This is a genomic window from Nitrospiraceae bacterium (genome assembly GCA_020632595.1).
GTDB lineage: Bacteria > Nitrospirota > Nitrospiria > Nitrospirales > UBA8639 > Nitrospira_E.
Genome location: JACKFF010000023.1, coordinates 1 through 26,580, shown reverse-complemented (window position 1 = coordinate 26,580; position 26,580 = coordinate 1). Strand labels below are relative to the sequence as shown.

Annotated in this window: 21 protein-coding genes, 2 tRNA genes and 1 other RNA gene; 16 read left to right on the top strand and 8 right to left on the bottom strand. The window is 50.4% G+C overall.

From position 1 onward, the window contains the following. Positions 1-245: 245 nt before the first annotated feature. The 3 genes from H6750_20715 to leuC form a co-directional block, all read right to left on the bottom strand. A complete protein-coding gene (locus H6750_20715) occupies positions 246-2,240 on the bottom strand; it encodes a cation:proton antiporter (GenBank protein ID MCB9776735.1) in 1,995 nt (664 codons plus the stop codon). Positions 2,241-2,488: 248 nt separating this feature from the next. After that, entirely contained in the window at positions 2,489-3,124 is a 636-nt protein-coding gene (gene leuD, locus H6750_20710) for a 3-isopropylmalate dehydratase small subunit (GenBank protein MCB9776734.1), read from the bottom strand. Positions 3,125-3,192: 68 nt separating this feature from the next. Beyond that, a complete protein-coding gene (gene leuC / locus H6750_20705; GenBank protein MCB9776733.1) occupies positions 3,193-4,599 on the bottom strand; it encodes a 3-isopropylmalate dehydratase large subunit in 1,407 nt (468 codons plus the stop codon). Positions 4,600-5,010: 411 nt separating this feature from the next. Here leuC and H6750_20700 point away from each other — a divergent pair, with 411 nt between their 5' ends. The 9 genes from H6750_20700 (at position 5,011) to H6750_20660 (ending at position 16,986) form a co-directional block, all read left to right on the top strand. Then, a complete protein-coding gene (locus H6750_20700; GenBank protein ID MCB9776732.1) occupies positions 5,011-6,054 on the top strand; it encodes a rod shape-determining protein in 1,044 nt (347 codons plus the stop codon). Positions 6,055-6,070: 16 nt separating this feature from the next. Next, positions 6,071-6,952 carry a rod shape-determining protein MreC gene (gene mreC, locus H6750_20695; GenBank protein ID MCB9776731.1) on the top strand — a complete coding sequence of 294 codons (882 nt, stop codon included), beginning with the start codon at positions 6,071-6,073 and terminating at the stop codon, positions 6,950-6,952. A 9-nt stretch (positions 6,953-6,961) separates the two neighbouring features. After that, the gene (gene mreD, locus H6750_20690; protein MCB9776730.1) at positions 6,962-7,471 is read left to right on the top strand and encodes a rod shape-determining protein MreD; all 510 of its coding nucleotides are present in this window, start codon (positions 6,962-6,964) and stop codon (positions 7,469-7,471) included. Between the two features lie 10 nt (positions 7,472-7,481). Then, positions 7,482-9,314, top strand: coding sequence for a penicillin-binding protein 2 (mrdA, locus tag H6750_20685; protein MCB9776729.1), 1,833 nt, complete (start codon positions 7,482-7,484; stop codon positions 9,312-9,314). Between the two features lie 41 nt (positions 9,315-9,355). Next, positions 9,356-10,480, top strand: a complete 1,125-nt coding sequence (gene rodA / locus H6750_20680; protein ID MCB9776728.1) for a rod shape-determining protein RodA — start codon at positions 9,356-9,358, stop codon at positions 10,478-10,480. Positions 10,481-10,809: 329 nt separating this feature from the next. Next, on the top strand, positions 10,810-12,363 hold the full coding sequence (locus tag H6750_20675; protein MCB9776727.1) for an Rne/Rng family ribonuclease: 1,554 nt from the start codon (positions 10,810-10,812) through the stop codon (positions 12,361-12,363). A 242-nt stretch (positions 12,364-12,605) separates the two neighbouring features. Beyond that, entirely contained in the window at positions 12,606-13,742 is a 1,137-nt protein-coding gene (gene dprA, locus H6750_20670) for a DNA-protecting protein DprA (GenBank protein MCB9776726.1), read from the top strand. 68 nt (positions 13,743-13,810) lie between these two features. Next, a complete protein-coding gene (locus tag H6750_20665; protein ID MCB9776725.1) occupies positions 13,811-13,993 on the top strand; it encodes a hypothetical protein in 183 nt (60 codons plus the stop codon). Positions 13,994-14,367: 374 nt separating this feature from the next. Further along, complete coding sequence (locus H6750_20660) at positions 14,368-16,986, top strand: DNA topoisomerase III (GenBank protein ID MCB9776724.1); 2,619 nt, start codon at positions 14,368-14,370, stop codon at positions 16,984-16,986. A gap of 313 nt (positions 16,987-17,299) precedes the next feature. Here the strand turns inward: H6750_20660 and clpX are convergent, their stop codons facing one another. The 4 genes from clpX to H6750_20640 all read right to left on the bottom strand — a co-directional run bounded on the left by clpX (position 17,300) and on the right by H6750_20640 (position 20,753). Next, positions 17,300-18,559: an ATP-dependent Clp protease ATP-binding subunit ClpX gene (gene clpX, locus H6750_20655; GenBank protein ID MCB9776723.1), complete on the bottom strand. Its 1,260-nt coding sequence runs from the start codon at positions 18,557-18,559 to the stop codon at positions 17,300-17,302. Between the two features lie 20 nt (positions 18,560-18,579). Further along, on the bottom strand, positions 18,580-19,209 hold the full coding sequence (clpP, locus tag H6750_20650) for an ATP-dependent Clp endopeptidase proteolytic subunit ClpP (GenBank protein ID MCB9776722.1): 630 nt from the start codon (positions 19,207-19,209) through the stop codon (positions 18,580-18,582). An 82-nt stretch (positions 19,210-19,291) separates the two neighbouring features. Further along, positions 19,292-20,617, bottom strand: coding sequence for a trigger factor (gene tig, locus H6750_20645; GenBank protein MCB9776721.1), 1,326 nt, complete (start codon positions 20,615-20,617; stop codon positions 19,292-19,294). Positions 20,618-20,670: 53 nt separating this feature from the next. Further along, positions 20,671-20,753 (bottom strand) — tRNA-Leu (locus tag H6750_20640). Positions 20,754-21,224: 471 nt separating this feature from the next. Between H6750_20640 and H6750_20635 the strand changes: the two genes are divergently transcribed. The 7 genes from H6750_20635 (at position 21,225) to recR (ending at position 25,967) form a co-directional block, all read left to right on the top strand. Next, entirely contained in the window at positions 21,225-21,470 is a 246-nt protein-coding gene (locus tag H6750_20635; protein MCB9776720.1) for a hypothetical protein, read from the top strand. A 25-nt stretch (positions 21,471-21,495) separates the two neighbouring features. Further along, positions 21,496-22,302, top strand: a complete 807-nt coding sequence (locus tag H6750_20630; GenBank protein MCB9776719.1) for a hypothetical protein — start codon at positions 21,496-21,498, stop codon at positions 22,300-22,302. Between the two features lie 269 nt (positions 22,303-22,571). Then, a tRNA-Ser gene (locus H6750_20625) sits at positions 22,572-22,661 on the top strand. 89 nt (positions 22,662-22,750) lie between these two features. Further along, positions 22,751-22,850: signal recognition particle sRNA small type (gene ffs / locus H6750_20620), an RNA gene on the top strand. A 94-nt stretch (positions 22,851-22,944) separates the two neighbouring features. Continuing rightward, positions 22,945-24,777, top strand: coding sequence for a DNA polymerase III subunit gamma/tau (dnaX, locus tag H6750_20615; GenBank protein ID MCB9776718.1), 1,833 nt, complete (start codon positions 22,945-22,947; stop codon positions 24,775-24,777). Beyond that, positions 24,777-25,103, top strand: coding sequence for a YbaB/EbfC family nucleoid-associated protein (locus H6750_20610; GenBank protein ID MCB9776717.1), 327 nt, complete (start codon positions 24,777-24,779; stop codon positions 25,101-25,103). Before dnaX ends, H6750_20610 begins: the two co-directional genes overlap by 1 nt. Before the next feature lie 225 nt (positions 25,104-25,328). Next, the gene (recR, locus tag H6750_20605; protein MCB9776716.1) at positions 25,329-25,967 is read left to right on the top strand and encodes a recombination protein RecR; all 639 of its coding nucleotides are present in this window, start codon (positions 25,329-25,331) and stop codon (positions 25,965-25,967) included. Between the two features lie 11 nt (positions 25,968-25,978). Here recR and H6750_20600 read toward each other — a convergent pair whose 3' ends face one another. Then, the gene (locus H6750_20600) at positions 25,979-26,446 is read right to left on the bottom strand and encodes a hypothetical protein (protein ID MCB9776715.1); all 468 of its coding nucleotides are present in this window, start codon (positions 26,444-26,446) and stop codon (positions 25,979-25,981) included. Positions 26,447-26,580: the final 134 nt, after the last annotated feature.

The following is a 26,580-nucleotide window of genomic DNA, read 5'->3' as shown; positions in this document are numbered from 1 at the left end:
GTAATCCCTTTAGACATGTGGCAGACGGCATCCCATGACGTTCCCAGAGCTCACCGGTGATTCAGACATTATCCTGATTATGTTGCCCTCATGACAGACAACCCTGCATTCAAATATATGACGTTCAAGCCGTTCACAGCCTAGAACTGAAGAGAACCTATGGCGATTCGGTAGGGCTAATTGTGGAGGAATTGTAAATAAGGGCTTATTCGTCCTCTTAATAAGCCGGAACAAAGCCAGGCTTTTTAGATTTTGGCATCCACAAGTAGTGCGATGGCCTTACGGATTTGCTCACGCGCACCAAGAAGGACGAGGACATCCCCTGGCTCCAGGATCGTTTCTCGAGAAGGATTGGATTGGGTCACGCCACCCCGTGTAATCGCAATCACCGAAGCGCCCGTCCGTCCATGGATATGCAACTGCGTCAATGGTTTCCCTAACACGGGAGAATCGTGTTCCACCCGACAGGTATCGACTTGCACATCAGCCAATGTTCCAGCACGCAGATGGTGAGCTAGCTCAGGTAGCTCCCCTCTTCGGAGTAGGAGATACCCCTCCCGACGGATTTGTTCAACTTTGTCTTGGATCATGGCCTTCGGTGTCTGATATGTGCGGAGAACCAGGGCAAAAATCTCGATTGATGTTTCGAATTCTTCCGGCACGACATCATTGGCTCCTAGCTCTTGGAGATCTTGTAATTCCTTCAAATAGCGCGTTCGTACGACAATATGAAGAGTGGGATTGAGTTGTCGTGCTTGCTGAACAATCCGGCGCGCGCCAAAGGGGTCAGAGGTAGCCACCACGAGTACCCGCGCCAATAATATTCCGGCTTGAGTCAACACTCTGGGGTTTGTCCCATCCCCATAGAGCAAGGTGCCCCGCCCTTTTTGATCAGCCCGCACGACATCAGGATTGACGTCCAGCACCACAAACGGAATCTCCATATCACTTAATACCCTGGCAAGATTCCGGCCATTTAAGCCATAACCCACGATAATGACATGATCTTTGACTTTAATCTTGGTATTTTGCAGTGCATGGACCTGACGTCGAGGGAACCAATGTTTTAGGCGGTCAAGAGCCTCGGTACGTCTAGCCAGGCGGGGAGCCCATTGAATCAAAAATGGCGTAATTGTCATGGACAACACCGATACGGCAAGAAAAATATTATAGGCTTGCGTGTCCAATAACCCTTCTCCCTGACCCACCCGGGCGAGAATAAAGGCAAATTCTCCAACCTGCGCTAATGCCACTCCCGTTAACAATGCAGAAGAAAGGGGAGCTCCAGCAAGGAATACCGCTCCGGTTCCTGTGAGGAACTTGCCCAACACGACAAGCACCAGCAACCCCATCACCAGCATGGGAAACTCCGCGATGACCGAAGGATTCATTAACATCCCCACTGAGACAAAAAATAAACTATTAAAACTATCCCGAAAAGGAATGACTTCGGCCAGTGCCTGATGACTATATTCCGATTCAGAAATCACCAGCCCCGCAATAAATGCGCCAAGAGCCAATGACAACCCCGCGAGGGAGGTCAACCAAGCCGTTCCCAGCCCCAATACAATAATCGACAGGAGAAATAACTCTCGACTTCGAGTCCCTACAATAAGATGAAGAACATGAGGCACAAGAACCCGAGCAGCCAGTACAATTAATCCCACAACCATGACCGATTTCATGAGTGTTTCGACAATGACGCGTGGATCACCATGAGAACCAGGTCCCAATACCGGGGTCAGCAAAATCATAGCCACGACGGCTAAATCCTGGAAAATAAGAATTGCCATGGTCGCCTGACCATGCAGCGCATCAATCTCGCCTCGATCCCCTAGAATTTTGAGGACAATGGCGGTGCTGCTCAATGACAACAACAATCCCCAGAAGACCGATTCTTCCCATGATCGACCCAGCAACCAGCCCCCAAGCGCTACAGCACTCAGCATACTTAAAATTTGCAGGGGACCACCAACCCATAAGAGCCTTCTGGAAGCCCGTATGCGCGAAAGAGAAGTTTCCAAGCCTATGGTAAACAACAACAGCACGACACCGATTTCGGCGAGAGTTTCGACTTGATGTACATCTGAAATGAGGTTCAGGCCGTAAGGCCCCACCAAGGTGCCAGAAACTAAAAATCCCGCAACCGCGGGTAGCCGGAGTTTTTGAAAGACAAAAACAACCAGAACAGAAATAGAAAAAATAATGAGGACATCCCGTAGGATGTGGACTTCAGTCATAATTCGGAGGTGCAGCCCTGGGCAATGACAACCCTTCCGGACATTTCCAGCAATATACGAGAACAGGATAAGGGAGATGGGAATGATGCCCTCAAGGACCCAACATTCCTCGGATTGAGGATAATGTCTACCATACGCTGCGCCCCATCAACGGGTATGGGGGAAAACTCGGCCGGATAGGATCGGAAGGAGAATCGAGATGGATCCATCCAGGACCATCCCGATTAGTCGAAAAGATCAAAAGACTTTCACGATCGGTCTGAAGGCAAAATATCCTGAAAGAGCCAGGGAGCCTCCTGAGCCCTGCGTTTTTCATATGTGGCAATGGCAGATTCATGTTGAAGCGTAAGCCCAATTCCGTCTAATCCCTTTAACAAGCAATCCTTGCGAAATGGATCCAAGGTGAACGAAAACTTCTCCCCTTCAGGAAGAGTGACAACCTGCTGAGCCAAGTCAACTGTGACGTGATATTGGTCGATTTGTGCTACCCGGTCAAATAACGTTTGGATGTCTTCTCCTGGAAGCTCGACGGGGAGAATCCCATTCTGAAAACAATTATTGTAGAAAATATCGGCAAAACTCGGAGCCAGAATACAACGAATGCCATAGTCCAACAAGGCCCACGGAGCATGTTCTCTTGAGGACCCACACCCGAAATTTTCACGGGTCAACAGAATGGTGGCCTTTTGATAGCGCGGTTGGTTGACAAAAAAATCAGGATCAGGGGAGCCATCTGCCTGTCGCCGCCAATCGGCAAATAATCCCTCTTTGAGGCCGGAGCGATGGATCGTTTTCAAATATTGCTTCGGGATGATTTGATCCGTATCAACATTGCCCCGATTTAACGGAGCGACCGTTCCGGTCAATATAGTAAAGGCTTGCATATCTATCTCCCGTATTATGCTAGAGCATGTAATGGCCATCTTGAAGGCATTAAATTCCCTTATTAACCTCACATCTTCCAATCACGAATATCCACAAAATGTCCTTCAACCGCAGCAGCAGCAGCCATGGCAGGGGAGACTAAGTGCGTCCGTCCCCCCTTACCCTGACGCCCCTCGAAATTTCGATTACTGGTTGAGGCACATCGTTCCCCCGGTGTAAGCACGTCCGCATTCATGGCGAGGCACATACTGCATCCCGGTTCACGCCATTCAAAACCCGCCTCGCGAAAAATCCGATCCAACCCTTCCTCTTCCGCTTGGTGTTTGACTAACCCCGACCCTGGGACCACCATAGCTTTGACGCTTTGAGCGACGCGTTTTCCTTTGACATACCGTGCCGCCACCCGCAAATCCTCAATTCGTGAATTTGTGCAGGACCCGATAAAGACTCGATCGACCCGGATATCACATATGGGGATGCCAGCTGGCAACCCCATATACGCTAAGGCCCGTTCTGTGGCCATACGCAATTTTTCATCCGTAATAGATTCAGGATCGGGCACATGGCCATTCACATCCGTCACCATTCCCGGATTGGTCCCCCAAGTTACTTGAGGAGAAACCTCTTCCCCGCGCAGCTCGACAACCTTATCAAATCTGGCTCCGGGGTCGGTTTTCAAATTCAGCCAATCCGACTTCGCCTGTTGAAACAGCGCTCCTTTCGGACTGAGGGGTCGGCTCTTCAGGTATGCAACCGTCGATTCGTCTGGACTGACAAGACCAGCGCGCGCTCCCGCTTCAATAGACATGTTACAGAGGGTCATCCGACCCTCCATTGAAAACGACCGGATTACCGAACCCGTATATTCCACGACAAAGCCGTTTCCACCACCAATCCCAATTTGCCCGATAATCGCCAGAATCACATCTTTGGAAGAACAATAGTCAGGAAGCGTACCCTCCACGCGTATTTCCATAGTTTTTGGTCGTTTCTGAACCAAACATTGCGTTGCCAGCACATGCTCGACCTCTGAAGTCCCAATACCAAAGGCCAAGGCGCCAAACGCCCCATGAGTGGAGGTATGAGAATCTCCACACACAATGGTCATCCCCGGTAGGGTCAACCCTTGTTCAGGTCCGATCACATGAACAATGCCTTGCCGAATATCCTGCATTCCATAATAGGTTATTCCAAATTCTGCGCAGTTGCCTTCCAAGGTTGAAATTTGCAAGGCACTCATGGGATCGGCAATGCCCTGTGACCGGTCGGTGGTTGGAACATTGTGATCAGGAACAGCAAGCGCCGCGGTTGGACGTCGCGGCCTTCTTCCGGCTAACCGAAGTCCTTCAAAGGCTTGCGGAGAGGTCACTTCATGCACCAAATGTCGGTCAATATATAATAGGGTCGTTCCATCTGGCTCTTCACGAACCACATGTTGATCCCAAATCTTTTCAAACAAAGTTTTGCTTGCCATGGAATGTACCCTTCTTTTTGAAAATTTTCGGACTCTAATTATCTACATTCATCCCCTTCTGGCAAGAGCCAGGAAGAGTTTTTTGCAGAGTTGGATTCATAGCCGCCTTTTCTTTGTGGTCTTTTAAGACTTCTGATATACTTTTGTCTGCGACAGGGAACAATCCGACCTTATGGCTCCACCTTCTAAATACTTAGGTGGAAATATTTGAGTGCCGACAACGATTCATCCAGCCCAGAACCAAATTTAAGTGGTTTCCGGCCAATCGCGAACATCGACCGAACGTCGATACACCCATAAAATGGCACCGGGTATCTATTTCTCCCGGAGCCCAGAAAGACTCTAACAATCCTAATTCCGATTCCGCCATTGTCGCCCACCCTCTGAAATTCATAGCACTTAACACTTCCCATGGGTATATTTAATTATTTCATTAGCCATTTTTCCCAAGACATGGCCATCGATCTGGGAACCTCCTCTACCTTAATTTATATCAAGGGAAAAGGGATTGTCCTGAACGAACCTTCCGTCGTAACAGTTGAGACAAACTCCAAAAAACTTCTCGCGGTTGGGGAGGAAGCGAAGCGAATGATCGGGCGAACCCCGGGCAATCTCACCGCGATTCGTCCCATGCGAGAAGGTGTTATTGCTGATTTTGATATGACGGAACACATGCTACGCCACTTTATCCAAAAAGTTCATCGCGGGGGAACTCTCCTCAGGCCACGCATTATCATTGGTGTCCCATCCAGGATCACACAAGTCGAACAACGTGCCGTCAAGGAATCAGCCGAGCTTGCCGGCGCCCGTGAAGTTTATCTGATTGAGGAACCGGTGGCCGCTGCCATTGGAGCAGGATTACCAATTACCGAACCTTCCGGCAATATGGTCGTCGATATCGGAGGAGGTACTACCGACATCGCCGTGATCTCCCTGGGAGGCATTGTGTACAGTGAATCGGTCCGTATCGCGGGCGATCAACTAGATGGAGCCATCACAAGCTATCTCAAGCGGGAATACAGCTTGTTAGTCGGCGAACATATGGCAGAACGCATCAAGATGGAAATCGGTTCAGCCTACCCTCTGGCTGAAAAAAAGCAAATGGCCGTCAAAGGGCGAGATGTGGTGTCCGGCATCCCCAGAACGATCCTCGTTGACGACAATGAGATACGAGAAGCGTTACAAGATTGCCTCACCACCATCATCCGAGCCATCCGTCTGGCTTTGGAAAACACTCCGCCTGAATTGGCAGGGGATATTATTGACCGCGGGATCGTGCTGACCGGAGGCGGATCGATGCTTCAAGGGCTGGATAATCGACTACGTGAGGAAACGTCTTTACCCATAGTTACTGTCGATGACCCCTTAACCTCGGTTGTCTTGGGAGTAGGGAAAACTCTTGAAGAATTCAGCCTCCTTCGGAAACTTGCTTCGCATTCCAGGCTGAATCCCTGAGCTTCCCTCAATTTGCATGCCTCGATCAGAGACAAATTTTCCCATATCCACCAGTATCCGGCGAGTTCTAGGAGTTATCTTCATTCTATTCCTCGCCCTCCTGCTGTTTCTACCGCGACAATCTCAGGAATGGTTAAGTCATGTTGGAGGGCCTTTCGCACGAATTCTGGAAGTCCCCCTTCATGTTGTCGCCTCGATACAGGGTTCTATCCGTCACGCTTGGGACCACTACATCGCCCTACAGAATGTCTGGGAAGAAAACCAACAGCTAAAGCAGGAAGTACAGCGCCTACAAGGGGAGCAGAATTTCTTTCGAGAACATGCCATTATTACTACGCAATTTCAACAATTGCTGGCATATCAGGAAACCGCACCCATGACGACCCTTCCGGCTCGAATCATCGGCCGGAATGTCTCCAATTGGTATCGGGCGATAATCATCAATAAAGGCAACCAAGACGGCATTCATCCGGAAATGGGAGTCATCACCGATGCCGGAGTAGTAGGTCGTGTCGTACGAGTCAACCCCACGACAGCGGTCGTACTTCTGCTTTCCGATCCCAACGTCGCGATTACCGGAATGATTCAAAAAAGCCGGGATGAGGGTCTAGTGCAGGGAACCCCTCAAGGAACCATTCATATGAAATATCTGCCTCCTTTATCGCCTGTACAGCCGGGAGATCCAGTGGTCACATCTGGATTAACGGATGATTTTCCCCGCGGACTCCAAATTGGCCGGATTCAACAGGTTACCAAAGCCGATACCGACTTATTTCAATTGGGTGAAATTGATCCAATTGTCGATTTTGCAAAACTGGAAGCGGTTCTGGTCATTACCTCGTTTCAGCCTACTCCCCCTTCATCATTACCAAAACCGCCCATCTCTTTTTCGCCTTAATATCATCTCGTGACTATTTTTCTCGACATCCTTCTGTGCTTTGGGGTAGTTCTGGGTCAAGCCTCCTTTAGCACAATTCTATCCGCCAAAGGGATTTACCCCGACCTATGTTTCATTCTAGCCTGTGTCATGGGATTTCACTCAGGAGAATACAAAGGACTCAGGATCGGACTGACGGTGGGACTTTTTCAAGATTTATTCAGTCCGGGCGGTATTGGGCTCAATATGATCTTAAAGGGGCTCGCGGGAGCCCTGGCCGGCGTCACAACCCACACGTTTTCCACCGTCACCAGTCCCGCAATCTTGCTTGTCAGCTTCGCCCTGTCGTTAGGATGCGGATTAGCCTCTCTCATCGTAGCATATCCGGTTGTGAATGCCCCGATCCTTTTTCACGCCCTCTCCTCCGGTCTTCTCCCGCAAGGTCTCTATAATAGCCTCCTGACGTTAGGGATTTTCTGGGTTATTAAGTGCATTGGCCCATCGCTGAGTATGGTACACTTAGGACGGGGACCACGATAAGACCCGCACAATGCTGGATACTTCCCGCCAGGCTAACGAACTTGCCAATATTCAAAGTCGGTTAATATTCGTCAAGATCGGCTTTCTGATGCTATTGGTGTTACTGGGGTTGCGCCTTTGGCAATTACAGGTTCGGGACGGATTGCACTATCAAGAACTCGCCCGCGACAATCGCACTCGATCCATTGTCTTAGAACCGGCTCGAGGACTTCTGTATGATCGGAACGGCGAACTTCTCGCCAATAATATTCCCAGCTTCCAACTGTATGTTTCCCTGGAAGACATACAAGACCGTGAGGCTCTTTTAGCTCAGTTACCTCATTACGTGGATATTGACCAACAAGAGATTTCCAATAAACTTTCAATAAAAAGCCGAAGGGGCCGAGTCAAGATCAAAGCCGACATTACGCTGAAAGAGGCGGCACTCATAGAATCGCACCGGCTTGAACTCCCCGGTGTGGTGATTCAGCCTGAATATCAGCGTCACTATCCACTGAACACTTATGCCTCTCACGTTTTGGGTTACGTGGGTGAAATTTCCGAATCACAGCTTAAAGACCCCGAATTTTCCCATCTTCAGGGAGGACGCATCATCGGGCAAAATGGAGTGGAGCGGACATTTGATGAATATCTTCTTGGAGAAACCGGAGAGGAAGTGATTGAAGTCGATGCCTTGGGGTATCCAAAACGGTCTCTCTCAGTTCGACGTCCCCTGGCCGGGGATGACCTGTACCTGACGCTCGACATTCGACTTCAGCGCCTCGCCGAGGACCTTCTAGGACAGGAAGCGGGGGCCATTGTTGCCCTGGATCCCTGGAATGGGGACGTTCTAGCTCTAGCGAGTAAACCCGGGTTTAATCCCAATGATGTTTCGGGAGGGATTAGTGCCAAGGACTGGCAACGATTTCTTAAGGATACACGTCACCCTCTCACCAATCGCGCCATTCAAGGGCAGTATCCTCCAGGATCGGTATTTAAAATCATTATGGCCGCGGCCCTCCTGGAGACTCAAACCCTCAGCGCACAGGAAATGATACCCTGCCATGGAACCTTTCCCTTTGGAAGGCGGGTCTTTCGTGATTGGAAGGCGGGAGGCCACGGTCAGGTCGACTTAACCAAAGCTATCGCGGAATCGTGCGATGTCTACTTTTACAAAGCCGGCAATCAATTGGGCATTGATCCCATCTCCACCTATGCTCGTCAATTCGGATTAGGTGAAAAAACCGGCATTGCGCTTCCTTCCGAACGGTCGGGCCTTGTCCCGTCTTCGGAATGGAAAAAGAGGGTCAAACGGGAACCATGGTACCCTGGCGAAACCATTTCCATTTCTATTGGACAGGGATTTTTAACCGTGACGCCCATTCAGATGGCGAAAGTGGCATCCATCGTAGCAACCAACGGACGAGTGGTCCAACCCCGCTTGCTCAAAGCCTCGAGACTTCGGAGAACCGGCACACTCAAAGAAAAGCCTGAACCACCCATTCAGCAATTGGCCATTTCTCCCCAAACCTTTGCCCATATCAAGGAAGGATTGGCGGCAGTCGTCACGAAGGGAACGGCCAAACTGGCGCAATCAGAATTCGTGAGCATTGCAGGCAAGACAGGAACGGCACAAGTTGTTGCCCTGAAACCGGATGGAGACAAGGATAAAAACAAGGAGCCTCAAAAAGAATTTCGAGACCACGCGTGGTTTGTGGCCTTTGCTCCCGTAGAACACCCGAAGATTGCCGTGGCGGTATTAGTTGAACACATGGGGCATGGAGGCTCAGCTTCCGCCCCCTTGGCCAAAACACTCATCGAAGCCTATATGGGTTTTGAGACTACCCAAGAGCCTTCTCTTTGAGAAGGAATCCGCTCTCCTAAAGACGGAGAACAACGCCTCTCATGTCATTAATGAACGACAATGTGAATCGCCGTGGACTGGACACCTTCGATTGGTGTTTCCTGGGTGTCATTATGGCCATTATCTCTGCGGGCATCCTATCAATTTATAGCGTGACCAACCCTCAGTCGACGACCGGATTCCCTATTTATCTTAAGCAGGCCACATGGATGGTGGTCGGTTCCTTGGCCTTTCTGGTCGCGGTCGGTATTGATTATCACAAGCTCGCCCGTCTTTCCTATCTGCTCTATGGGATCGGACTGATCTTACTTATCATCGTGTTAATTGCCGGAAAAACCAGTCGAGGCTCTCAACGATGGATTCCTCTTGGCCCCTTTGCGGTCCAGCCCTCAGAATTCATTAAGATTCCATTGCTACTCATGCTGGCTGCCTACTATGGGGCAACCACCCGTAAAGGCTGGGTTCGTCGATTGATCATACCCGGACTGATCGTGCTTCCAGGATTTTTACTCATCCTCAAACAACCTGACCTGGGAAGTAGCTTGGGTTTTCTGGCCATTTTTCTTGTGGTGATTCTCACGGTGGGCATGAAATCCAAGGCCTTTGGGTTTGTGATTTTGGCGGCACTGATGTTGTTCCCCTTTGCCTGGGGCGGGGTCTGGGGCTCCCTTCACGAGTACCAACAGGATCGGATTCTCAGCTTTGTCGATCCCAATTCTGATCCGGGCGGCAAAGGTTATCACGGGCTTCAATCACGCATCGCCATCGGTTCAGGCCAATTACTGGGAAAGGGATTATATGGGGGAACGCAAACCCAGTTTAAATTTCTTCCTGAAGGCCACACCGATTTTGTATTCGCGGTTTTCGCAGAGGAATGGGGCTTTATTGGGTCAATAGTCTTACTGTCCCTCTATATTCTCTTATTTTTGATGGGTTTAGAAATCGCGTTGAAAGCCAAAGACATCGTCGGCACTCTCTTGGCTGTCGGAGTAGTCACCATGATAGCCTTTGGAGTTGTTGTCAATATTGCCATGACATCCGGGTTGGCCCCCGTTGTGGGCATTCCTCTTCCGCTCATGAGCTATGGAGGCAGCGCCATGGTTGTGAATCTCACAGCTCTGGGACTCTTGCTCAACGTGAAACGGAGACGTCTGTCACTCCTTTAGGTATCATGTACCCTGTGGCTTGATTTTGATAGCGTAGGGCAGGGTATCGCACAAAGAAGGAAACAACGGAGCATTTGAATCAGAAAAGTCCAAAAGCCGTGGATTTTTTCTCATACTTGCGGGAACAAGGAAGTAGACACACAGAACCATCCTCAAATGTTTCCATAACAGTATTCATTTACAATTATTGACAGAATGGGCACAAAGCTATTTCAGATTTTGACAGGCGGATCCAACCAATTGGCTTGGCCACATCAGCGACATCTCTTCACCAAGAATGTTGACGAAGAATAGCTTCTGGTCCCTTCTGAGAATGTAGGGAGATCACTATGGGAGTAGAAATTGCAATTAGTGTCACTCGTGAAGAAACACGGGTTGCCGTGCTCGACAATCGTGTCGTGACAGAATTATACGTCGACCGTCCAAGAAAAAAAGATTTTGTGGGGGACATTTACAAAGGCAAAGTCATTAAAGTTCTGCCGGGTATGCAAGCGGCCTTTGTCGATATCGGATTGGATCGGGCCGCATTCATTCACGTATCTGATCTATCGGTCGGAACGGAACCCGGGGATACTCTTGTGGACAGCGAAGAGGATGAACGCAGTCAGGAAGTGCCGCGCCCCCGACGCCAAACAGCACGTCCCATCGAAAACCTGTTGACAGAAGGGCAAGAACTTCTGGTCCAAATTTCCAAAGGCCCCATCGGCACCAAGGGACCTCGAATTACCACGTACGTCTCCCTCCCCGGACGATTTTTAGTGCTGATGCCCAATGTCGACCATATTGGCGTGTCGCGAAGAATTACGAACGACGAAGAACGTCATCGACTGAAGGACCTCATGCGGCGCATCCGGAAACCCGAATATGGATACATTGTCAGGACCGTGTGCGAAGATGTACCGGAAGAGGATCTGCAAACGGACGTCAGATTCCTGAGCGCCTTATGGGAAGACACGCTCAAAGCGGCCAACAGCCAACCGGCTCCATCCCTCTTGCATACGGATCTGTCCCTCCCCCTCCGGGTGGTACGAGATTTATTCACCAAAAAAGTCGATCGATTATTAATTGACGCCAAAGCCGACTTTGAGGAAGTGAAAGATTTTGTCCGCCGCTATCTTCCGGAACAAGCGGCGCGCGTTCATTTCTATGACAAAAAGCAGGAGGGGTTATTTGATCACCTGGGAATCGAATTGGAAATTACCAGAGCCCTGAGTCGGAAAGTCTGGCTTAAGTCCGGAGGGCACATTGTCATTGATCACACAGAGGCCATGACGGTGGTGGACGTCAATACGGGGCGGTTTGTGGGAAAACGCGACCAGGAAGAAACGATTTTAAAAAATAATCTGGAAGCCGCAAAAGAAATCGGCTATCAGATTAAATTACGAGGCATTGGCGGTATTATCATCATTGATTTCATTGACATGGAACGGGAACGAAACCGTGAAAAAGTGTATCAGGCCACCCTGGATGCCCTAGCAGGCGATAAGGCTCAGACACGTATTTCCCGCATTTCCGATCTTGGGCTCATCGAGATTTCCCGTGAACGTGTCCGGGAAGATCTGTTACGGACATTATCGGAAGTTTGCAGTGACTGTGAGGGGAGGGGGTACACCAAATCCACCATGACGGTGGCGTATGAAATCTTTCGGGATATCCGGCGCATCGGAATGACTCGCGGACAACCACAACAAATTGTGGTCGGGGCCAACCCCAAAGTGATTGAGCTCATCTTCGAAACCGAACACAGCAGCATCGAGCAACTCGAACAGGAATTTCAACAACCAATATTATTTGAGGCGGATCCATTACTTCACCTTGAGCAATATGACATCGTCGTGGTGGGAAAATTGACCTCACGCGCCGAATCTCGGACCGCATCCTAACCACGAGAGAACGATTGAATCATGAACGATGCCCTCCACGATTCTTTCTCATTATCCGTACCACTTGTCTCCAGGAACAGAAAGGAATGGGGACCCGGATCTCCCCTCCGATTCCGGAAAATTCAGGAGGTCTTCATTCTTCATAGTCCAACCTGGAGCAGTTTCTGGGTGGAGAGCCATGCAGGCAGATCATTTCACGATGATCTCCGGACTCGTATTCGCCATCCTCGCAAAGGATCCGGATGACCTCAACCCTGCAAGGCTGGTTGGAACTTCTGGCAGTCAAAGGACTTGGCCCTGTTACTTATACCAGACTCATCAACCGGTTCGGCTCACCAGAAGCCATTCGTTCCTTGAACACCCATACACTCATATCAATGGGTGAAATTTCTCCATCATTGGCCATGGCCATTCATCAACCCCTATCTGCTGAGGCACAAGATCACATTGCCAAAGAATTGCAGGCCGTGCAGGATGGGCGATACGCTATCCTGACACTCGCAGACGCTCACTATCCGCCCCGATTAAAAACCATTACGGATCCTCCTCCGGTACTCTGGTATACCGGCCAGCTCCAAGAGCGTGATCAACAGGCCCTTGCCGTCGTCGGTTCAAGAAAAGGCTCGCACATCGGGCGGACATTCACACGACAACTGAGCCGAGATTTAGCTGCACTGGGCTTTACGATTGTGAGTGGCCTGGCCAGAGGCATTGATGCCGCGGCCCACGAAGGCGCACTGGCTACATCTGGGAGAACCCTGGCGGTTCTTGGATGCGGCATTGACCGCACCTATCCGCCTGAGCACGGTCCGCTACGACAACGCATTGAACAGCAGGGAGCCGTTCTCTCTGAATTTCCCATGGGAACCCCTCCACATTCCTACCATTTTCCTCAACGTAATCGGATCATTAGTGGACTCTCACTTGGTGTGATCGTTGCGGAGGCCACCTCACGCAGTGGGTCCCTCATTACCGCTCGGATGGCCTTAGAGCAAAACCGTGAAGTCTTTGCCGTACCGGGAAATGTGACCAATACGTTGACTCGTGGCCCTCACCGCCTAATTAAAGAGGGAGCGAAATTAGTCGAAAATTCTTTAGATGTTGTGGAAGAAATTCTTCCTATGTTAGAACCCTCATTCCGGGAGCAACTCGAGAAACAACAAGGCGCGTTTCAGCCTCAACCATCCGCGCCTGCACTAGGAACAGAGGAACAACATCTATTTGATTGCATTTCACTGGAACCTGTTTCCCTGGATGATTTAATCAATCAATGCGCCTATACCCCATCTGAAGTCATGAGCATTCTCTTGTCTTTGGAGATCAAAGGGCTTATAAAGCAGATACCGGGCCTACAGTATCTCCGGATGTGCATCGGATAGTATACCAGCATGTCTTTTCCCTCTGAAAAATTTTACTCGTAAACAATACATGATTTTCTTCATGGTCTATGCCTAAATCACTCGTCATCGTCGAATCGCCTACCAAAGCCGAAACCCTGTCCAAATATTTTGGATGCAATGACCAAGCCTCGGCATCTGTGGGTCATCTTAAAGGCGTCCCGAAGGGCAACTCGGGCATTGACCTCGAACACAACTTTGGGGATTCTATGTCGCAAAAAATAGATTTGTAAGATACGCCAGGGGTTTTCAGGTTGGCCCGAGTTGAAAAAACCAGTAAAGATAGTCATTTTCATCTGTCAGACACGGAGCAAAAACCCCTTATTGCCTTCAAAATAAATTTGCGACAGAACCGTCGGTAGGCTGGCCTTGGCGGCTGCCTGGAACGGCTGCAGCCGCTGGAAAAAATGAGTTGAATTTCCAGCCTAACTTGCCTCTTCCCTACGCCATCATTATGATGAGCACGCGAAAAAACCAGTCACATCGCAGCAGGTGGATTGTGACGACACCGTTTTCACCCTGAGTTTGTAGTGGATCTTACACCCATGAGTATCGGTTTCCCGTACATCAAAGATACCAAAGGAGCCTTCCCTGGTAGTGGTTGCTAATGAGTAAATCGCTGATAATTGCCGAGAAGCCCTCTGTTGCAGCCGACATCGCGCATTCGCTTGGCGGACTGAAACGCGAGAAGGATTATTTTGAAGGTGACGACTATGTTGTAACTTCAGCCGTTGGGCACCTGCTTGAGATCAAGGCGCCTGACGACGTAGAGGTCAAACGGGGCAAGTGGTCTTTTGCCAACCTGCCGGTTATTCCCGATCACTTTGACCTGAACCCAATCGCCCGCACCGAGGACCGGCTCAAGTTGCTCGCCAAGCTGATCAGCCGCAAAGATATCGACCGAATTATCAACGCCTGTGACGCCGGGCGCGAAGGCGAGCTGATCTTCAGACTGATTGTCCAACACACTAAGGCTAAGCAACCGATAAGCCGGCTTTGGCTGCAGTCCATGACGCCCAAGGCCATTCGCGAAGCATTTGAGGAATTGCGCGAGGATGAACAAATGAAGCCGCTCGCTGATGCCGCCCGCTGCCGGGCAGAAGCAGACTGGCTGGTTGGCATTAACGGCACCCGGGCCATGACGGCGTTCAACTCCCAAGACGGGGGTTTTTACCTCACCACCGTTGGCCGGGTTCAAACACCCACCCTGGCCATCGTCGTGGAGCGCGAGGAACAGATCAAGCAATTCGTCTCGCGGCCCTACTTCGAAGTGCATGCCCAGTTTGATGTCCAGGCCGGACAGTATTCAGGTCGCTGGTTTGATACAAACTTCAAAAAGAATGACGAAGACGCGGAACGGCGCGCAGAGAGACTTTGGGAACGCAATCAAGCTGAAGCAATCAGGCAGGCCTGCCAGGGTCAGGAGGCGGTGGTCACTGAAGAAACCAAGCCGACCACGCAAAGCGCCCCGATGCTGTTTGACCTGACTAGTCTGCAACGTGAAGGCAACGCCCGGTTTGGCTTTTCGGCCAAGACAACATTATCGCTGGCGCAAGCGCTCTATGAACGCCACAAAGTGTTGACGTATCCAAGAACCGATTCGCGTGCTCTGCCGGAAGACTATCTCTCTACCGTGCAAGATACCCTGGGCATTCTGCGTGATGAGGCAAGTGAGCGTTTGTCAGCCATGACCGGCGGTAGCGGCGGCAATCCCATAGGGCCACATGCGGCGAAAATTTTGAGCAATGACTGGGTCCAACCGAACAAACGTATTTTCAATGACGCGAAAATTTCCGATCACTTCGCCATTATCCCCACATCGCAGGCACCCAAGAACCTCAGCGAAGCCGAAGCCAAGATATACGACCTGGTCGTACGTCGATTCATGGCGGTCTTTTTCCCACCTGCGGAGTTTCGAAACACCACCCGTATCTCCCGGATTGACAGGCACCACTTCAAGACCGAAGGCAAGGTTATGGTCAAACCGGGTTGGTTGGCCATTTACGGCCGTGAAGCCATTGCCGGTGAAGGCACGCTCGTAGCGGTTGGGGAGAATGAAAAAGCTACGGTTAGCGATATTGACATTCGCGACATGGCGACCAAACCACCGGCCAGATATACCGAAGCCACACTGCTTTCTGCGATGGAAGGCGCCGGCAAGCTGATTGATGATGATGACTTGCGCGAAGCCATGTCTGGAAAAGGTCTGGGCACACCGGCAACCCGCGCAGCGATCATCGAAGGCTTAATTAGCGAGAACTATCTATTGCGCAAAGACAAGTCACTGATGCCTACCACCAAGGCCTTTCAACTGTTGACCTTATTGCGCGGTCTGGGGGTGACCGAACTGACGATGCCGGAACTGACCGGCGAATGGGAAAGCAAACTTTCGCAGATAGAACGAGGTCAGTTGGACCGCAAAGCGTTCATGGAACAAATCAGCAATGTAGTTGAACAAATTGTTGCGAGAGCCAAAAATTACGGCGCAACCACCGTTCCAGGCGATTACTCAACACTGCAGTCACCCTGCCCCAAATGCGGTGGTCTGGTTAAAGAAAACTACAAACGATTCTCCTGCACACAATGCGATTTTTCAATTACGAAAATTCCTGGCAGCCGTCAATTGGAAGTGCCCGAAGCCGAAACTCTGCTTGCCGAACGCACGATTGGTCCGTTGCAGGGATTTCGCAGTCGGCTCGGCCGGCCATTTGCGGCAATCCTCAAACTGAACGATGAAGACAAGCTTGAATTTGACTTCGGTCAAAATGATGACGATGAAAACAGTGAACCGGTTGATTTTCACGGCCAAGAATCACTGGGGACTTGCCCGAAGTGTCAGTCATCGGTTTATGAACATGGCATGAATTATACCTGCGAAAAGGCGGTCGGCCCGAACAAGACTTGCGACTTTCGAACAGGCAAAGTCATATTGCAACAGGAAATTGAACCTACTCAGATCAGAAAATTGCTGAGCGACGGGAGAACCGAATTGCTGACCGGTTTTGTTTCATCACGAACCCGTCGCAAGTTCAAGGCTTATCTGAAATGCGGGGATGACGGGAAGGTCGGATTCGAATTTGAGGCCCGTAAACCCAAGACCGGCGAGGACCGGGCCGCGAGCGGCAAAAAGTTGCCCGCGAAGAAGGCCGAGACCAAGAAGCCCTCGACAAAAAAACCGGTTACTAAAAAACCAACTCCTAAAGCCAAAAAGCTCAAACCCGGTTGACGATCGAGAGAACGCGAGCATTGGGAATTTCCGCGCCTGCCTTCAATACCCTCCACAAAACCCCTAAAACCTGGCGTCAAATGCGCTGTCAAGGATTGCGGGGAGACATGGTTTAAAAGAGCACAAAAAAGGCAAGACATTGTATTCCTGGAGCAATGATTAAGTGCACCGGACCCCTCCCCTGCACACAATACCAGGCTCCATTCTTGATCCAAACAGACAGGAAATAAAGGGGAAGCAAAATTCTCTGTCACAATGCGGAATGCGGGCACGAGGAGATAGCGACACCAACGGAGAAGAATCCCAAACCAGATTAAGATCCGACAGCGGGCTTGATCCCTTTCTGATGTTCAAAGACTTTGATGGGCTCACCTTTGCCGTGAATGAACTCTTCGGTCACCAACACCTCTTTCACCTCCGCCTGCGACGGCAACTCGTACATCAAGTCCAACATCACAGACTCTAAGACGGCCCGAAGTCCACGTGCTCCCGTTTTTTGCAAATGGGCCTTTTTGGCAATTGCCAATAACGCTCCATCGGCAAACTTCAATTTTACTTTGTCCAAGGACAATAACTTTTGATATTGCTTGATCAAGGCGTTTTTGGGTTCCGTTAAAATGCGGACCAAAGCCGGTTCATCCAATTGATCAAGAGCCGCGACAATCGGCAGACGACCGATAATTTCAGGTATCAACCCATATTGGAGTAAATCTTCCGGTTCCACTTTGGAGAATAAGTCACCAATTTGATGTTGCCCACGTATTTGTACATCGGCGCCAAAGCCCATCCGCTTTTGGTTCAACCTCCGCTCAATGATGGAATCCAACCCTACGAACGCCCCACCACAAATAAACAATATATTGGTCGTATTGACTTGAATAAACTCCTGGTGGGGATGCTTCCTCCCTCCTTGCGGGGGCACATTAGCCACGGTCCCTTCAATGAGTTTTAACAAGGCCTGCTGGACACCCTCACCTGAGACATCCCTGGTAATTGATGGGCTATCGGCCTTTCGGGTAATTTTGTCAATTTCATCAATATAGACAATTCCCCGTTCAGCACGCTCAACCTCATAGTCTGCAGCCTGCAAAAGTTTTAAAATAATATTTTCAACATCTTCACCGACATACCCGGCTTCCGTCAGCGTCGTTGCATCTGCAATCGTAAATGGTACATCCAGGTAATGGGCTAGTGTCTGGGCAAATAAGGTTTTTCCTGTTCCGGTCGGTCCAACAATCAGAATATTGCCCTTTTGAAGTTCAACATCCCCGATTTCATTTGCTGATATACGCTTATAATGATTGTAGACGGCAACCGAGAGAACCTTTTTTGCCTGATCCTGCCCGATAATGTATTGATCAAGATGTTGGTGGATATCCATCGGCTTGCACAGTTTGGCTGAAATCTCCTGGCGAGACTCCTGCCAATCCTCGGAGATAATTTCATTACACAAGCCGACACATTCATCACATATATAAACGGTCGGACCCGCAATGAGCTTTCGAACCTGATCACGGTTCTTGCCGCAGAAGGAGCAACGAAGATTGGCCTCGGACTTCGCTTGTCTCGCCATAAGAAATGCCTCCTTTGCCCTTAATCCTTACTTTTTGAACCTGACTTGGCGTCGTCCTTGTGGCCCTTTTCCTGACTTCGGACGATGACCTCATCAATTAATCCGTACGCCTTGGCTTCTTCCCCTGACAAAAAATAATCCCGTTCGGTATCTTGAGAGATTCTATCCAGAGGCTGCCCTGTGTGAAAGGCCATAATTTCATTCAATTTTTCGCGGATTTTTAAAATCTCGCGGGCATGAATATCAATTTCCGTCGCTTGGCCCTGAAATCCTCCCATAGGTTGATGAATCATCACGCGTGCATTGGGGAGAGCAAAACGCTTACCTTTGGTCCCTGCGGTTAATAACAAGGCTCCCATGCTTGCGGCCTGCCCTAAACAGATGGTGTTGATGGGCGACCTCACATATTGCATCGTATCATAGATTCCCATTCCCGCCGTCACACTTCCGCCAGGTGAATTGACATACAGATGAATGTCCTTTTCCGGGTCTTCGGATTCCAAGAACAACAGCTGTGCAATGACGACATTCGCAAACACATCATCAATCGGGGCTCCGATAAAGATGATCCGGTCTTTCAAAAGACGTGAGTAAATATCATATGACCGTTCACCTCGGTTTGTTTGTTCAATAACCATCGGAATGAGCATTCCCTGAAACCTCCTCGTGTTGTATAGTAGGCATTCATTATAGATATCAGAACAGGTGCATTCAGAAGGGCTGTACGACCCGTTATCCCTGAATGACCGCATTTTGATAGACGAACTGCAAAGCTTTTTCCGCCTTCATCCGTTCGCGGAACTCCTCCTGCGCACCCTGCCCCCCGGCTTCGACCATGCGTTGAATTTCACCAACCGGGAGCTTTAAGGAGGTGGCCAGTTTTTGAATTTCGGCGTTCACCTCATCCTCAGTGACATGAAGGCCTTCTTTCTGAACGATCGCATCCAGAATCAAACTCAGCTTCACACGCCGCTTAGCTTCCGGATGCAATTCTTGTTGGAGGCGCTTAGCCTCTTCTTGTAATCGTAAGGGCTCTTCCACGTCATCTTCACGATGGGCATGGCGATGGTCCTTCAGCATTTTTTGTCGAATAAGCGTCTGAAGTTCCCGTTCAATCAGCACCTCGGGAATTTCAAAGTGGTGCATCTGCAACAAGCGTTCAATCACCTGATCTTTATACCCTTCTTCAAGATCCTGTTTCAGAAAATTTTCCAATTGGGTGTTGATGGTGGTTTTAAGATGTTCCAGTGAATCGTAGTCGCCGCAATCCTTAGCGAATTCATCATCCAGTTCCGGGAGTTTCTGCTCTTTCACCGCATCAATTGTCACCTTGAGGACCATCGTCTTTCCGGCGAGGTGAGGATCAGGATGGTTGGGGGGAAAGGGTTGCGGAATATCAATTATGTCCCCCGCCTGTTTTCCGATAAGATACTCATCTAATTCCACACCCAGAATCGGCGACTTGGACCCAATGTGCAGAAGATGTCCTTTTTTCTGAGTTCCTTCCAATGGCCGATCTTCCACAAACCCTTCAATAGATAACACCGCATGCAATCCTTCACGAAGAGGGGTTCCTTCAGGAACCACATCAAGCTCGGCATGTTGCTCCCGTAAGCTCTGGAGAGCCTTTTCAACCTGATCTTCTGTGACCGTTCGGGCGTCCCGTTTTAAGGAAATAGGATTCGGCGGTCGATAATCTCCTAATTGAATAGTGGGCTTTATTTCCACCGTAGCCGTAAAGGTAAATGGACTATTGGACTTCACTTTCATTCGTTCCAATGGCGGAATATCAACAAGAATGGGGACCACCCCCGCTTCCTTCACCGCTCGCTGGTAATAATCGGGCACCAACCGCTGCACCACATCTTGCTCAACAAGATCGGCATACCGTTTTTCCAATAGGGCGATTGGCGCTTTCCCGGGTCGGAATCCAGGAATTTTGGCTTGACGCCTCAACTGGGCATACACCTTCTGAAATTCGCTTTTAACGGCTTCTTCCGGAACTTCGATTTTTAACGACCGTTTCACCGGCCCGAGCTCTGTCATTTCTAACTTCATATGAGCATTCATCCTTGTAAAAAAACACAATAAAGAATATAAATGTTAAGAAATGGTGCGAGAGGGGGGACTTGAACCCCCACGGTTACCCACGAGATCCTAAGTCTCGCGCGTCTGCCAGTTCCGCCACTCTCGCCCGTAACCGTTTTCGCCACATTTCAGCGACGTTGAAAAGAGATTCCTCCCCTTGAATCCGCTGGGGAACAGGCCCCCCTCTACCTATCGGGCTTCCCTATTATAAAACGTCCATCTCCTTCAGGCCATCCTAAAATTCAGGTAACCAAAATAGTCCTCCCGGAAGCACTGCAACTAAAATCCGGGTTGATCGGGGAAAATATTCGGATATGGACGATTCAATCGTCCTCCTTAACCCGATCGAAGGCTTCATCTCCCCCTCATCAGGTCATAAATGCTCCCCGATGAGTATGGGATGAAGTGTATAGAAAACCCCCGGCACCCAAACTATACCCACAATTAGAAGATTAAAACAGACCAATATCGACATGCGCATTATCGAACAGAGCAAAGACCACCCACCTGCCTTCTCAACCTTCCTATGGATTTTCCCTCTTGATCGACTTGAGGGAGTTGGGTAAGGTACCACCCTATGACCTTCAAACAGCTCTATCAAGATATTTACCAGAAATTTCTGGATAAAAAAGATCAATATCAAGGGTATGACTTTCAAGAGTCACCGGTAGGGTCCGCGACCCCTCCCTCACCCACTTTTGCGGATCACGTCAAATGGTGGACCTGGAATCGTCCTAGCCGGCTAGAAAAAATCAGACAAGACCGGGATCAGCGACAACAGGACATCATCAACATACAATACCCTCCGCCCAGCAAAGAATAAAAACTGGGGAGCATTCCCTCGCCACATGCAGAGTTTCTTCCAGGCCACAGTTCGACTGTACCATCAAGCGCTACTCGCCTCGATCCAATCCTTCACGCGCGCATGGGTGTTGATTCCGGTCCTCCTCGCCTTTGCCTTAGGCCTCGTGCTTGTCACCTCGCTCATCGCTCCGCTTGGCATGATCGGAGGGTTTATCCTGGGCGCCCTCAATGCCCTTGTCATTGGATCCACCCTGAGCTTAACGGAACAGGCCGTCCTTGGGGCGCGTCGTGTGAGTTGGCCGGATATCCTGCCAAGTATGGGGCAATATTTTTGGGAGGTTATTTCTGTTGGATTTATGGTGTGGTTTCCCTTGCTATTTCTCGAAATGGGGCTCCAGACCAATCCCTACCAACCGCTGATTAGCACAGCCGTATTTTTCTTAATTTTCGTCTTACTCAATCCAGTACCGGAAGTTATCTATCAGAGCCGGAACGGATCCGCCCTCGAGGTTGTCCGGGAAAGTTATGATTTTGTCGTTGAAAATTGGATTGAATGGTTTTTGCCTGTGGCCATCGCCTTCGGCCCATTCGGCCTGACATTTTTTTTTGAAATGTCCAGCCAGGGTGGAAGACGGGGGGGGCTGGACTTCTGGCATCTCATCACGTTGCCCTTTTCCGTACTATCTGAGTGGCTCTCTTTGTTAGGGATGTCCTCCGATTTGAGTTTTGTTATCGTCCTCGCACTCACTCCCATTGTGACGGTTTTCATGCTCTTCTTTCGAGGCCATTTGTTTGCCGCCCTGCATCGATCTTCACGACGCCAACGAATGTTTCAATCCCGAATCTCCTAACATGGTATACGATATCAAAAAGGTATGGAACCTTGAGGATTGAATGGCCAAAAACAGGGTGGGCGTTATCTCCTTGTCCCTTCCTCGCCCTGCTCGTAACTATTCCCCCTCCTTGCTTGTCGCCCTCAGACCCCCATGGTAAGATGGCAGTCTTTCACCAAACAGATCCCGGGTGAAGAAGATAACTAAGATGGGATGAACAGATACCCTCCAAAAGACAAAACGGCTTCATCAGAGGTTCAGTCGCCGCAAAGTAGATACCCGTTCGCGGAGAGGTGCGAGAGTGGCCGAATCGGCGTGACTGGAAATCACGTGTGCCAGCAATGGTACCGTGGGTTCGAAACCCACCCTCTCCGCCATATTTGGTCTGCCGTGAGGATCACTGATATCCTCAAAAGATGATGTTTGCCAGTCCGTGAGGCGATGAACTATCGAGACTGCATTTAGGGGCTGGGCCCTGTGCGACAGAATCCTGCAAACCCCGCCAGGTCCGGAAGGAAGCAACGGTACGTGGGCTAGTCTGTGTGCCGCAGGATCACCTGGCCCCGACTAAATTTATCGGCTGGCTCTCCGTGCCTTGGTACCGGACGGCAGTGTTCGAAGTTCATAAAAAAACCGCTCTTTTCCTGCTTAACGCGAATTATGGAATTTCAAGTTTCCGCACGGAAATACCGCCCGACTAGTTTTCAGGAAGTCCTAGGGCAGTCCCATGTCGTGCAAACACTCACCAATGCAATCGACCGCAAAAGGGTCGCCCATGCCTATGTCTTCTCCGGCATGCGAGGAGTCGGTAAAACCACTGTCGCGCGCATCCTGGCCAAATCCCTTAACTGTGAGCGGGGTCCCACCAGCCAACCCTGTGGAACCTGCCCAAGTTGCGTCGAAATTACCCGAGGCAACTCGGTGGATGTCATCGAGATTGACGGCGCGTCGAATACTGGTGTGGACGATGTCCGCGAACTGCGCGAAAACGTCAAATTCGCGCCGTTTCATGGCACATACCGGGTCTACATCATCGACGAAGTCCACATGCTGTCCAACTCGGCCTTTAACGCCCTGCTTAAAACGCTTGAGGAACCCCCGAGCCACTCCGTCTTTATTTTTGCGACAACTGAAGTTCATAAAATTCCTGCCACCATACTTTCACGCTGTCAGCACTTCACCTTTCGACGCATTTCCCGCTTGGAAATCATCACGCAACTACGCCACGTCGCGACCCAAACGGGAGTGACTGTGGAGGATCGAAGCTTATCGGCACTGGCTCGAGCCAGTGAAGGCAGTATGCGAGACGCGTTGAGCCTCCTGGATCAGGCCGTCTCCTTCGGTGGAGAACGCATCCAACATGGCGATTTGGAAATGTTGATTGGGTCCGTGCCCGACGAACTCGTCCGGCTCATGATTGATGCCATCATTGGGCACCAGGCCGCCCAAACAATGTCTCTCGTGGGACAGTTGGTCGATCAGGGTTTTGATGTCCGGGTGTATTGCCGGGAACTGTTGGAGCGATGTCGCAATCTACTGGTGGCTTGCGTGGTACCATCACGCTCACAAGTGCAAACCCTTCTTGAATTAGGAGACGAGGAGGTTGATCATACCATCGCGCAAGCTCAACAACTCTCCGAGCCCTATTTACAGGCCATTTTCTCCATTTTCTCCAGAACAGAGGACAGTCTTCGAGGAAGCTCCCATCCACGGTTTCTCATTGAAGCCGCCGTGGTGCGAGCAGCGATGCTTGATCCTATGACAGTCACCTCCGCCACGACTGAACAGAAGGCCAGCGCACCCCCTCAAGCATCTGCTTTACAGGCAAAAGTATTGCCACAGGCTGTCTCGACTCCGCCTCCCACACAACCTGCTAAAGTCCAAGCGCCTGTGGATAAACCGGTGACTCCTGCAAGCCAGACCCGTCCCAGGCCCGGTGGCGGCGCCACAACAATGTTTCCTTCCTCAACCCCACCAGGTGCGGAAAAGCCGGTACCGAGAAGGGCCTTATCTGCCAACAGCGAACCCCCGGCGGCCTCTCCCCAAACGTCTGCCCAGCCAACGTCTGGCCCACCCGTAACGTTAAACTGGGAGCTCGTCGTTGAACGCATGATTAATGACCATCCCAATATCGGGAGTTTCCTGGAGAAGGGGAGTGTCGTAACCATGACGGCAGACTCCGTCGTCCTGGGATATTCCAAAAAAGATTCGATTGCTCGCTGGAGAACGGACAAACCCGAAAATCGCGTGCTGATCGGTCAAATATGTGAGGAATTCGCCGGCCGGCCGATAAAAGTCCAAGTCATTGAATTTCAAGAGGGCCAGGTTTACCCGCCGTCAACCGGAGAATTACGAGCAAAAAAAAAACTTGAGCAGGACCAGGATCTCATTGAAAACGTGAAGGCCCACCCTTTGGTGAAACAAGCATTGGAACTATTTGGGGGCACAGTCGTATCGGCAGAAAGAACCCCGCAAAATGAGGAGGTACGTTAATGTCTAAAAATCCATTCTCCAATATGGGCAATCTTTTAAAGCAAGCCCAGGCCATGCAGGAAAAAATGGGAAAGATTCAAGAGGAGGCTGCCACGAAAACAGTCGAGGCTTCAGCCGGAGGAGGGATGGTGACCGTGCAAGCCAACGGAGCCATGCAATTAACCAAACTGACCATCGATCCGGAAGTCTTGAAATCCGGTGACCATGACATGCTGCAAGACTTAATCGTCGCCGCATCCAATGAAGCCTTGCGAAAGGCGAAAGAGCTGATGGCCGAAGAAATGAAATCCCTCACCGGAGGGATGGGCATTCCCGGCATGTTCTAACCATGAGGCTGTTGAATTATTATAGGTTTTGCCTACTGATCCGCAGCTGAATACCCGAGTGCCATACGAAGAAAAATTACGGGAGTGTTCAAAAAGGCCGGTCCAGTAAGGCCGCAGCCGCTTAGACGGGCGGAGCGTATGAGGGAGTACGTGAGCACGGCCAAGTGGCGAGAATGCCACTGGCGGCATTTTTCAACACATCCCAAGCATCAAGCGAGGTTTATCATGCTGGAAACCACTCCAACCAAACACACCAGAGCCAATGGCCAACCTCAAGGGCTGGTCGCTCGTCTCAGCCGGGAACTCGTACGATTGCCCGGCATTGGGCAAAAAACGGCTCAACGATTGGCCTTTCATCTCATGAAGACGGAAAAAGAAGAGGCGCTACGACTGGCCGATGCTATTCGTGATGTAAAAGAAGGAGTCTCCTTCTGTACCCAATGCCGAAATATTGCCGAAGGCCCGCTCTGCGAGATTTGCCTGGACCCGAAACGAGACACCACGATCATCCTCGTGGTGGAAGAGCCCAGCACCCTGTATGCGATCGAACAAAGCCGGGCCTTTCGAGGCCTCTATCATGTGCTCTATGGGGCGCTCTCTCCACTGGACGGCATCGGGCCGGCAGATATCCGCACCCATGACCTGGAAAACCGGGTCCAGAATGGAGCATTCAAGGAGGTCATCGTGGCCACCAACCCCACAATTGAAGGAGAGGCCACCGCCATTTACCTGACCAAGCGATTAAAACCCCTGGGGGTCAAGGTTTCCCGTATCGCCTATGGGATTCCGGTCGGGATGGATATCGAATATGCCGATGAGGTCACCCTGCTCAAATCCATCGAAGGCCGCCGCGATCTCGGGTAGACAGGACCACGCTACCGTTTGGCTAAAACTTTCTGTTCAATCTGTTCGAACTGCTGGGGAAAGTAGCCCAACCACACCCCAACCTGTCTGATTTCATCCCGCCATTTTTTCTCATAGGCCCCTTCAGCCAACGCAAATCTGATGAAGTCCGTCAGGATCTGACTGACTTTGTCCTCTCCCACACCATCCGCAAACAATTTGGGAATCGTGAACCCTTGCGACAAGCGAAGAAGGTTATCTTTTTCTTGAGAGGGAAGATCCAAATGACGAAGCACGGCACGAAGCCGCTTGGACTCGGGATCGTTCGCTCGTTCAATTGCGCAGACGAAAAGGCCACCAAGATTATAGCGCTCCGTGAGAGAGAGCGGTTCTCCTCCCGTCTTCGTCTCGGCTGAACGGGTAGGGGATGGAACTGATCGACTAGGAGCCTTAGTGACCACCTTTTTTGCTATGGTCGAACCTGCGTTCTTTTTGGACACCGACCCCTCTTGCTTTGTGACCACAGACTTCGGATTAGAAGCCTTTCCTGAAACGGTTGTTTTCTTCGCGACAGAAATCTTCTTTTTGTAAGTTGACGGTTTTTGAGCCGCAGGCTTTTTAGCTTTGGGCTTGA